Genomic DNA, 11,412 nt, shown 5'->3' with positions numbered 1-11,412 from the left:
ACTTTGCCGCAGATAAGAGGTATGTTTAATGGGGATAGAGCGAGAAAACAAACTCTTGTAGATTATGGATTCAGATTACCATCGGCACTTGATAATAGACCACTACATTTTAGTGAGTTCGAAGAGTTAATGAATCAGACAATATATGTTTCTGCAACTCCTGGTCCTTATGAGCAGGAGCATGAACAGAATAAAGTTGAACAGATTATCAGACCTACTGGACTATTGGACCCTGAAATTGAAGTCAGACCTACTAAGAATCAAATTGATGATTTAATTGGCGAAATAAATGACAGAATAGATTCAGGAGAAAGAGTTTTAGTGACTACTCTTACTAAAAAAATGGCAGAGGATTTGAGTCGACATCTAAAAGAGATAGGAATGAAAGTAACTTATATGCACTCAGATATAGATACAATCGAGAGAATGGAAATCATAAGGGATTTAAGACTTGGTGTATATGATGTACTTGTGGGTATAAACTTGTTGCGTGAAGGTTTGGATATACCGGAAGTGTCTTTGGTAATTATTTTGGATGCAGATAAGGAAGGATTTCTTAGAAGTGAAACTTCTCTTATTCAAACTTCAGGTCGTGCTGCAAGAAATGTAAAAGGGAAGGTAATAATGTATGCAGACACTATTACTGGATCTATGAAAACAACGCTCGATGAAACTAATCGTCGTAGGGAAATTCAAGACAAGTTTAACAAGGAGCATGGCATAATACCTAAGTCTGTATCAAAGAGTGTAAGGGAAGTAATAGAAGCTACAATAGCTGCAGAAAGTGAAGTCAATTATGAAGCTGTAGAAAGTTTTTCTAATGAGGAAATACAGGCTATGATAGATGCACTAAAGACCGAAATGTACAAGGCGGCTGAGTCTCTTGATTTTGAAAAGGCAGCAGAAATAAGGGATAAGATTAAAGAATTAAAAGATACAATGGAGAAGATAAAAGATAATTGAGGTGAACATGAGTAGTTCAAATATAGTTATCAAAGGAGCGAGACAACACAATTTAAAAAATGTTGATTTAGAAATTCCGCGAAATAAATTTGTGGTATTTACAGGGCTTTCCGGTTCGGGTAAGTCCTCTCTTGCGTTTGATACAATTTATGCCGAAGGGCAAAGAAGATATGTCGAGAGTTTGTCGAGCTATGCAAGGCAATTTTTGGGGCAAATGGATAAACCTGAAGTGGACTATATAGAGGGAATGAGTCCGTCCATATCTATAGACCAAAAGACCACTAGCAAAAATCCGCGTTCAACTGTGGGAACTGTCACAGAAATTTATGACTACTTAAGACTTTTATATGCGAGGGTTGGACATCCTTTCTGTCCTAAATGTGGCAAGGAGATAACATCCTTTTCAATTGACCAGATGGTTGATAAAGTTTTAGAGCTTGAAGAGAGAACTAAAATACAAATACTATCTCCGGTAATAAGCAGAAGAAAGGGCACGCATAAGCGAAATTTAGATAAATTAAAAAAAGACGGTTTTATTAGAGTTGTGATAGATGGAGAAATGCACGACTTGGATGAAGATATAGAACTTGATAAAAATAAAGTACACGATATTGATGTAGTAATTGACAGATTAATTATAAGAGAGGGAATAGAGTCAAGACTTGCAGAATCTATGGAGCAAGCTCTATCTCTTTCAGATGGTTTGGTCTATGTGGATATTATAGATGGAGAAAAATTAATATTTTCTTCAAAATTAGCTTGTCCTGAATGTGATATAGTTATTGAAGAGATAACTCCTAGGTCTTTTTCATTTAACACACCAATAGGTGCTTGTGAAGTGTGTAATGGTCTTGGGTTTTCAAAAGAAGTTGATGAAGAGTTAGTTTTGCCTAATAAAGATTTGTCAATAAATCAAGGAGCAATAGCTTGTTATTCAACAGTAGATGGAACTTATTACAATCAGATGATAAAAGCTCTTGCCGAAGCTCACAAATTTAGCTTAGATGAACCCATTAAAAATGCTCCTGAGGAATTTATAGATGAGTTGATGAACGGTTCTGATAGAAAGCTAAAGTTTAAATTCAATTCTCATTTTTCGGGAGATAAACTCTATGTTGGAGAGTTTGAGGGAATTAAAAAGAATTTAAAACGTCGATATATGGAGACCAGTTCAGACGCTCAACTTGGAAGAATAGAAGAGTTTATGAGCGATACACCATGTCCAAAATGTCATGGAGCAAGGCTTAAAGAGTCTTCACTTGCTGTAAAAGTTGGCGGTTTAAATATATTTGAGTTAACAGAACTTTCAATTTCTAATGCAGTTAAATTTTTTAAAGATTTAAAGTTATCTGAAAAAGAAAATATGATAGCAGCTGAAATTTTAAAGGAAATAAATGCAAGACTTGGATTTTTAGAGACTGTTGGGTTAGAATATTTATCACTTTCAAGAATGAGCGGGACTCTTTCTGGTGGAGAATCTCAAAGAATAAGATTGGCGACGCAAATAGGTTCAAAACTTGTTGGTGTTATATATGTCTTAGATGAACCAAGCATTGGTTTACATCAGAGAGATAATGAAAAATTATTAGGAGCACTTCGTGAACTCACAGATGTTGGAAACACTCTAATAGTTGTAGAACATGACGAAGACACTATGAGAATGGCAGATCAGATAGTTGATATAGGGCCTTGCGCCGGAAGGCTTGGTGGGCACATAGTTGCGCAGGGTACGCCGGAGGAAGTGATGGCTTGTGAAGAGTCAATTACTGGAGCTTATTTATCTGGACGTAAGAAAATAGAGGTTCCTAAAGAGAGAAGAGAGTATACTGGAAAAGAAATTGAGATAATTGGAGCAGCTGAAAACAATTTAAAGAATATAAATGTGAAAATACCTTTGGGACAATTTGTAGCTATTACAGGAGTGTCCGGAAGTGGAAAGAGTTCACTTATAAATGAAATATTGTTTAAATCTTTAGCTAGCAAGGTCAATCGTTCAAGAATAAAACCTGGAAAGCATAAAGAAATAAAAGGACTTGAGCATATAGATAAGGTTGTAGATATAGACCAAAGTCCAATAGGAAGAACACCACGCTCTAATCCTGTAACTTATACCGGAACTTTTGATATAATAAGAGATATATTTGCAGAAACTACCGAATCTAAAATGAGAGGATATAAAAAAGGAAGATTTTCATTTAACGTTAAGGGTGGTAGATGTGAAGCTTGTAAAGGTGACGGAATAATAAAAGTGGAAATGCACTTCTTACCGGATGTATATGTTCCTTGTGAAGTTTGTAAAGGAAAGAGATACAATCGTGAAACTTTGCAAGTAAAATACAAGGGAAAAGATATTTCTGAAGTTCTTGATATGACGGTTGAAGAGGCTATAGATTTCTTTGAAGTACATCCAAGAATCAAGAGAAGACTTGAAACTTTAAGAGATGTTGGGCTTTCTTATATCAAGCTTGGCCAACCGTCTACTCAACTTTCAGGTGGAGAGGCACAGAGGATAAAGCTTGCTACTGAACTTTCAAAAGTTGCAACGGGAAACACTATGTATATACTTGATGAACCTACAACCGGTCTACATTCAGAAGATGTTAGAAAATTGATTGGTGTTTTAAATGAGTTGGTAGACAGAGGAAATACCGTTGTTGTAATTGAACACAATTTAGATGTGATAAAAACTGCCGATCACATCATTGATTTAGGGCCTGAAGGCGGAGATGGCGGAGGAGAAATAATCGCTGAGGGCAGACCTGAAGAAGTTGCAAAAAATCTTAAATCATATACAGGAAAATTTTTAAAACCATTATTATAGAGGGGAAAATGATGAATAAAATTTTAAAAAGTGTTATTTTTAGTTTTGTACTTTGCATTTGTATTTTCAACAGTACTGGAGTTTATGCTAAGTATGTAAGAGAAAATACTTTTATGGATAAGTCTGGATACAGAAAAGTTGAAGAGATAAAGAGATTTCAAGCTCTGTCTAATTTGCCGGTAACAGGAAAGTTAGATGGCATGACTAATAAAGTACTTTACAATCAAAATATGGTGGTTCAAGATGTTATTCTAACCCCACCTACTAATGGAGATTGGATCACAGTAAACACAACTACAAGAGTTTTGACTTACTACCATGGGAAATCTCCTATTTATAAATTCCCCGTGACAGTTGGAGCTTCAGATACTCCAACACCTTCTGCAAAAGGTAAAATTGCAAACATGCATAAAAATCCAGCATGGGGAGGAATGGGTGGAAAGTATTCTCCGGCTCTACCGGATGACCCTAAAAATCCACTTGGAGAAAGATGGATGGGACTTAGCATACCTGGTGCAAGCGGATATGGAATACACGGAAATATAAAACCGCATCAATTGGGACAATATGCGTCAAATGGCTGTATAAGAATGTTTAATTATGACATTGAACAATTTGTATTTCCAAGAGCAACTGTGGGAATGCCGGTTTGGATAGGAACAGCTCAAGAATTAAAGTCTTGGGGAGTGGAACAACTTGTATATGAAGCAGCAGACCCAAGTGCAGTAGCTGAACCTAAAGCTCAGCCAAAACAAGATAAGCCTGTAGAAACTAAATATAGAGCGGAAGAATTATTAGTATTTTAATTAGGGTGGCATTGCCACCTTTTTTAATTGCAGATAATTGGGTAAAATTGAATAAGATATAGGAGGTACGTAATGGAAAATTTAAGAAAAAATCCAATTTTTAATTGGTTCTACGAGATAAATCAAATACCAAGAGGCTCAGGAAATGAGGGAGCTATCTCTGAGTTTTTAGTTAATTTTGCTAAAGAGAGAAATTTAGCTGTGAGAAAAGATGAAGCAAACAACGTAATAATAGAAAAACCGGCAACAGAAGGTTATGAAAACTCGAAAGGTGTCATAATACAAGGACACATGGATATGGTTTGTGTTAAAGAAGATGGCAGTACTCATGATTTTGAAAAAGACCCGATAGATATGTATATAGACGGAGATTATTTAAAAGCGAAAGGGACAACATTAGGCGGCGATGATGGAATAGCAGTTGCGTACGCTTTAACAATATTAGATTCTGAAAATATTCAACATCCTAAATTAACTGTTCTGATAACAACGGAAGAAGAAACTACAATGAAAGGTGCTGGAACAATTCAAAAAGGTGATATAGATGGAGATTATCTATTAAATATAGATTCTGAAGAAGAAGGGATTTTCTTAGTAAGTAGTGCTGGTGGAGCGGAGGTTGTGGTAGATTTTCAAACTGAATGGGAAGAAAACAATAATAAAGCTTTAAAGGTGAAAATTTTTGGACTTGAAGGCGGACATTCAGGAATGGAAATTTATAAAGATAAAGCCAATGCAAATGTACTATCTTCAAGAATTTTGAGCGGTTTAAGAAATGAGATGAAAGTAAGGTTGTCAACTATAAATGGTGGAACAAAACATAATGCAATTGCAAATTCAAATGAGTTTGTGTTACAAGTTGAAGATATTGAAAGAGCTAAGGAAAAGATAAAGTATTTAGAATCAGCATTTGCCCACGAATATAAAAATACAGATCCAAATTTAAAAGTAGATATAGAAGAAATTGAAATTAATAGAGTTTTAAGTGAAAAAGTATCAGACAACTTTATAAATTTTGTAGCCTCAATTCCAAATGGAGTGTTTTCTTATTCTAAAGATATAAGTGGCTTAGTGGAATCTTCATTGAACAATGCAGTAATTGTACAAGATGAAGAAAAGGTAGAATATACTATTTCAGTGCGTTCATCATCTGAGTCTAAGTTGGAATTTTTAATAGATAAACTTAGAGTAATTGCAAGTATGACCGGAGCTAAATTTTTTATAGAGAATGAATATCCTGGTTGGGAATATGAACCTGAAAGCAAATTAAAAGATATTGCTGAAGAAACTTGGAATAGTATGTATTCACCTAAGGCAACTTTTGAAGCTGTTCATGCAGGACTTGAGTGTGGAATTTTAAAGAAAGTACTTCCTAATACAGAGATGATTTCATTCGGACCTAATATGTTTGATGCACACTCTCCTAAAGAGAGGATCAGTATCTCTTCAGCTGAACGAGTATATGATTTCACTTTAAAACTATTGGAGAATTTAAAATGAATCATGAATATTTAAATGAACTCTCTTCATTATTTTATTCAAGAGTAAAACCTACAGAAAGACCTAAAGAATATGTAAAGGTCAATGAAAAATTATTATCTGAATTGAATTTAAACATAGATGAAATAGATTACGATAGTGATGAAATTATAGCTATGGCGTATAGTGGGCATCAATTTGGATATTTTACAAGGCTTGGAGATGGAAGAGCAGCACTTCTTGGAGATGTTGATGGATTGGAATTACATTTAAAGGGAAGTGGAAAGACTCCATATTCAAGAGGCGGAGATGGCAAAGCTACTTTGGGTTCTATGCTTAGAGAGTATTTAATTTCAGAGGCGATGTATAATTTAAATGTTCCTACTACTAGAAATTTATTTGTGGCGAAAACAGGAAATGCAGTTATAAGAAATAAAGTTGAAGATGGGGCTGTCAGTTTAAGACTTGCCAAAACTCATGTGAGATTTGGGACATTTGGATATGCAAGTGAGATGGGTAAAGAATCTGTTAAAGAGCTTTTAAATTATGTATCAAATAAATTGTATGACGGGGTAAGCCCATTTGATTTACTCAAAAGAATTTCAGAGCAAGGCGCAAAATTGATGGCAAAGTGGATGTCGGTTGGATTTATACATGGAGTTATGAATACTGACAATATGTCTTTGGCAGTAGAAACAATTGACTATGGGCCGTGTGCTTTTATGGACATATACAATCCAGAAACTGTCTTCAGTTCTATAGATACAATTGGCAGATATAAATATTCCAATCAACCCAAAATATATCAATGGAATCTTGCAAGATTTGCAGAATACATTTTAGATGTATTGTTGGAAGAAGTTACAAAAGAAGAAATTGAAGAAGTGATTTCGAATTTTTCAAAATTGTATGAAGAAGCTTTTGAAAGAGAGTTCTTTAATAAATTGGGGATAGAGAAACCTGAAGAAAATGATCATGAATTGATTTATGAATTATTAAATATAATGTATATGAATAAAATGGATTTCACAAATACATTCTACAAATTGACGATTGGAGAATATCCTGAAGAACTCAAGGAATTTGTAAAGAAATGGGAATCAAAATGTACATCAAGAGAGTTGATGGAGAAATCAAATCCTGTTGTAATCCCAAGGAATGAGATAGTTGAAAAAGTAATTAAATCAGCTGAAAGTGGAAATTATAAACCTTTTGAAGAAGCCATAAGAGTTTTTAGTGACCCTTATAACTATAAAATTGAAATTGATGAAAAGTATAAAACACCGATGCAAGAAAAAGATATTATAAAATATAAAACTTATTGTGGAACTTAAAAAAGCAGTTTTTATAGCTAAAGCATAACCACTTGTTAAACACGCGGTTATGCTTTAATGATAGGGTTAGAAATCTATTATTTGGTTTAGCGTTTATTCTACAAATCACCAATTTAATAAAGTTAAAGTTTTTTTGTCTGCATCCAGTACTACATTAGATCCAATGGGAATTGTATACATAGGGTGAGTATGGCAACAGTCAAATTCGGCTAGAATTGGAATGTTTAAATTTCCAATGACTTCTTTTAGAACTTCATAGGGTTTCCTGCCTGTTCCTAGGTCATTAAAAAGTTCATGCTTGCCCAAAATTAAACCGCCAATTTTATCAAAAATTCCACTGCATTTTAATAATGAAAAGCTACGCTCTATTGTAGCTATATCTTTTAATGAATCTTCAATCATCAATATGTCTCCATTTTTGATGACAGGCATATATTCTGTATTCCAAATACCTTCCATTGTATTTAAATTTCCACCTATAAGTCTTCCGGTTACTTTACCGATATTAACTGTAATTAATTCATTATCAATTCCACTTTTGCATCTAGTTTGTTCTTCCCATGGGATATATTCTTCTGTCCATTCGTTAGGCGTTTGTAGTTCTAATGGAAGATTGTTTGATTTAATTAAAACATTTTCAAAGTATTCATACGTTTTGTCAACAAAAGGTGGATATTCACCAAAAGAAGCGACTATAGCGGGGCCATAGTAAGTTGGGATATTTGTTTTAGCATATATTGCAAATAATATTGCAGTAACATCAGAATATCCTATAACAATTTTGGGATGGCTTTTGAAATATTCATAATCTATATAAGGTAAAATTGAATTTGAGTTGTTTCCTCCTATTGTGGAAATGATACATTTAACTTCGGGATCATAGATGAGATCATTTAGTTCATTAGCCCTTTCAACTATATTTCCCGAACGATAAAAATCACTTTTGCCGGTTAACTTTCCTTCTTTAATAATAAAACCTTTGTTTTCTATAAACTTTTTTGCTCTTTCATAACGTTTTTTAGCAAAAACTGTAGCCGGTGATGAAGGTGAAAAAATTCCTATAGTATCTCCTTTTTTTAGTTTTAACATAGTAATTCCCCCTATAAATTAAAAAAGCTATAATTTAGATAAAGTGTATTAATTAATATTAAATTTTATAGAATTATAACACTTATTAAATCTCTTGGATAGAAAAATTAAAATATACATAAATTAAATAAAAATGCTATCTTTATCTAATTCAAATCTAAAGATAGCATACTTTATTTTAAATATTATTTAACTTTTCATTTATTATTTAAGTTATAAATAATTTGAGCAACTTCAGCTCTTGTCAAATTATCCTTAGGAGCGAAACTATTATTATTTTTTCCTTTTAATAATTTCATGTTAGAAAGAAGAGCAACAGAATCTTTTGCCCAATCAGAAATGGTTTCTTCATCTGCAAATTTAACTTCTGCTTTTACATTTTTAAGCAAGTCTTTGTCAGCTGACATATTTATATACTTAGCTAAGATTACAGACATTTCTTCACGAGTTAGTTTATCATCAGGTTTAACAAGTCCGTCTTCCTTACCTTTGACTAAATTATTTTCAACTGCCCAGTTCATATAAGCTGTATAGAATTTATCAGCAACTATATCAGTAGCTTTGTTTTCTTTGAATTTTTCTGTATCAATTTTTTCAAGTCTACCTAATATTGTAACGAATTCTGCTCTTGAAATAGTTTGATTAGGAGCGAAGTGTAGTTTATCTATTCCGGACATTGTCTTGTTGGCAATGTTGTTTAAAATAGCTTTGTTTGCCCAGTGATTGTCTATGTCAACTTTTGAAATTTCTGAAAGTTCTTTTTGTAAATCTAGTTCAAGTTTGAATGCATCATTTGAGAAAGAATTAGTTTTTTCTGTGGAATATTTAGCCGCTTCAGCTTTATCTTTGTCATAAAGAGCTAACCATTCTTTTTCTAAGGCTGGCAAATCTTTCATAAATTTATATTCTAAATCCAGAACTTTTTCTCTTGTAGAAACGCCAAGAGCTTCTCTGTTAGAAGTTACTAAATCATTTACAGAACTTCCTACCCAGTAAATTGAGTTATCATCATAAGTTGGAGCATTGTTTTTATATTGCTCAGTTGTATCATTGATGTCCGGAAAGACTGGAATGTATGGAATGTTAAGTGGACTTCCGGGGGTTAGCCACATAATTCCAGGAGCTTCCTTAGGAAAGTTTTCTTTTATTTGAAATATATGTGATTGCATAGTGTTGATATTGCCGATAGGATATTTATATTCTTTACTATCTTTTAATAATTTTCTATTTTCAGATGCCTTGAAGTCAGTACCTTCAAATCTATTTCTTGTGAAAGCTAAGACATCTTTTATATCAATTTTTTTACTGTCTTTGGAAAGGTCATTCATCAAATTGAATCTTTCAGAATCATATTTAACAGTAGAGTTTGGATCAAGAGAGTGAACACCGGACCACATTCTGGATCTATTGGATTCTCTTAGTTGTTTCGGGTTATATGAAGCGGCTAAATCTATTAGACCATCTTTAGTTTCAGTATAAGTTTTTGCATCTTTAGCAATTTTAACTACATCTTTTGAAGATATAACGTTCTCTTTATCGTTCAAATCAACGCCACCTAACCAAAACGCGTTAGGAAATACACTGAACTTATCAGCTGGATATTTTATTGCAACATATTGATGACCAGAATAAATTTCCATATACCAAACTTCATCATGGTCTCCAAATACTACTATATCACCCATAGAAGCACCTTTTTCATCAATAGTTTTAGCTAATAGTTCGATAGCCTCTCTTGCAGATTTTGCGTGTGCAAGAATAAACGTAGTCATAGAGGCTTCATTTACTCCATTTTCTATGTAAGGATCAACAGCTTTTATCTCATCAGAATAGTTTGCAGAAACAGTACAGAAAGCACCCAAACCATATTCATTATAACCTGCTGCATCATATACACCTTTTTCCATATCTTCAGGTTTTTGTGTAGAGTCAGGAGTTGAGAAGAATTTAAAACTATCTTCAGGGTGAATAAATTCAAAACCATTGTTTGAATCAACAAGTTTAGTTCCCTTTTTGAATTTTCCGGCAGGGTGGACAACTAATCTCTTAGTTCTGTTTCTTTCGTAATCTTCAGTTCTACCATAGATAAAACTACCATCAGTTGTCAAATTTTTTCCTACTATTACACCGGTGCATGCGAAAACGTTTTGTGCAGTTCCAAGTAGACAAGTTGACACAAGAGTAATGGCTAACAATTTTTTAAAATTTTTCATAAAACACCTCCTAAATCTGATTATATTTATAGGATTTAATGTTGTCAAATTTTAATATAAACAATCGATAAACTAGTGATTTTTAATTTAAAAGAGAATTTTATAATGATTAATTATTAAAACAAGTTAAAATATTAAACTCAAAGCAAATATATACAAAATAAAGATTGAGAAAACGTTGGCTTAATTATATAATTAAGTTATAAATCAAGAGCTTTTATGTTTTAATAATGGAAAGGAGACCTTACATGAAATTAAATTTAAAAAAGATACTGTTGTTGGCAATGGTTTTGAGTTTAAGTTTTGTAATTATGACGGGATGTACAAAAAAAGAGGACGAAGCTCCAAAGGCAAAGATAGGTATTTCTTGGGCAGCAGATGAGATCGATGCGGATACTCAACTATATGCAGATGCAGTTAAAAAAGCTGGAGGAGAGCCTGTATTTTTAAAACAATTTACAAATGAGGAAGAAGCAAAAAAAGCTATTGAGGAAGTTGATGCCGTTATAATTACTGGTGGAGATGATTTGAATCCTGCGCTTTATAATGAAGAACCTCATCCAAATTTAGAAGCTATAAATCCGATAAGAGATACTTCAGATGTGGCGCTAATAAAAGCTTGCTTAGAAATGGACAAGCATACATTGGCAACTTGTAGAGGTATGCAACTAACAAATATACTATCAGGAGGAACTCTATACCAAGAT

At 33.2% G+C, this 11,412-nt stretch carries 8 protein-coding genes; 6 read left to right on the top strand and 2 right to left on the bottom strand.

The genetic code is table 11. From position 1 onward, the window contains the following. From SOR77_RS00245 to SOR77_RS00225, 5 genes are all read left to right on the top strand, one after another. On the top strand, positions 1-963 hold a 963-nt coding region (locus SOR77_RS00245), incomplete at its 5' end, for a helicase-related protein (protein WP_320635215.1). A 7-nt stretch (positions 964-970) separates the two neighbouring features. Beyond that, positions 971-3,784: an excinuclease ABC subunit UvrA gene (uvrA, locus tag SOR77_RS00240; protein ID WP_320635214.1), complete on the top strand. Its 2,814-nt coding sequence runs from the start codon at positions 971-973 to the stop codon at positions 3,782-3,784. A gap of 8 nt (positions 3,785-3,792) precedes the next feature. Further along, positions 3,793-4,590 (top strand): L,D-transpeptidase, encoded by a 798-nt coding sequence (locus SOR77_RS00235; protein WP_414153372.1) that lies wholly within the window; start codon positions 3,793-3,795, stop codon positions 4,588-4,590. Between the two features lie 72 nt (positions 4,591-4,662). After that, positions 4,663-6,090 (top strand): aminoacyl-histidine dipeptidase, encoded by a 1,428-nt coding sequence (locus SOR77_RS00230; protein WP_320635212.1) that lies wholly within the window; start codon positions 4,663-4,665, stop codon positions 6,088-6,090. Beyond that, the gene (locus tag SOR77_RS00225; protein WP_320635211.1) at positions 6,087-7,403 is read left to right on the top strand and encodes a protein adenylyltransferase SelO family protein; all 1,317 of its coding nucleotides are present in this window, start codon (positions 6,087-6,089) and stop codon (positions 7,401-7,403) included. Before SOR77_RS00230 ends, SOR77_RS00225 begins: the two co-directional genes overlap by 4 nt. A 105-nt stretch (positions 7,404-7,508) precedes the next feature. Here the strand turns inward: SOR77_RS00225 and SOR77_RS00220 are convergent, their stop codons facing one another. After that, a complete protein-coding gene (locus SOR77_RS00220; RefSeq protein WP_320635210.1) occupies positions 7,509-8,492 on the bottom strand; it encodes a S66 peptidase family protein in 984 nt (327 codons plus the stop codon). 197 nt (positions 8,493-8,689) lie between these two features. Then, positions 8,690-10,705: a C69 family dipeptidase gene (locus SOR77_RS00215; RefSeq protein ID WP_320635209.1), complete on the bottom strand. Its 2,016-nt coding sequence runs from the start codon at positions 10,703-10,705 to the stop codon at positions 8,690-8,692. Between the two features lie 248 nt (positions 10,706-10,953). On the opposite strand from SOR77_RS00215, the gene SOR77_RS00210 reads away from it, so the two are divergent. Continuing rightward, on the top strand, positions 10,954-11,412 hold a 459-nt coding region (locus SOR77_RS00210; RefSeq protein ID WP_320635208.1), incomplete at its 3' end, for a gamma-glutamyl-gamma-aminobutyrate hydrolase family protein.

Source organism: Peptoniphilus sp. (assembly GCF_034090345.1).
In the GTDB taxonomy this organism is placed as follows: domain Bacteria; phylum Bacillota; class Clostridia; order Tissierellales; family Peptoniphilaceae; genus Peptoniphilus.
The sequence above is the reverse complement of the archived record's forward strand: the minus strand, read 5'-3'. Positions and strand labels throughout refer to the sequence as shown.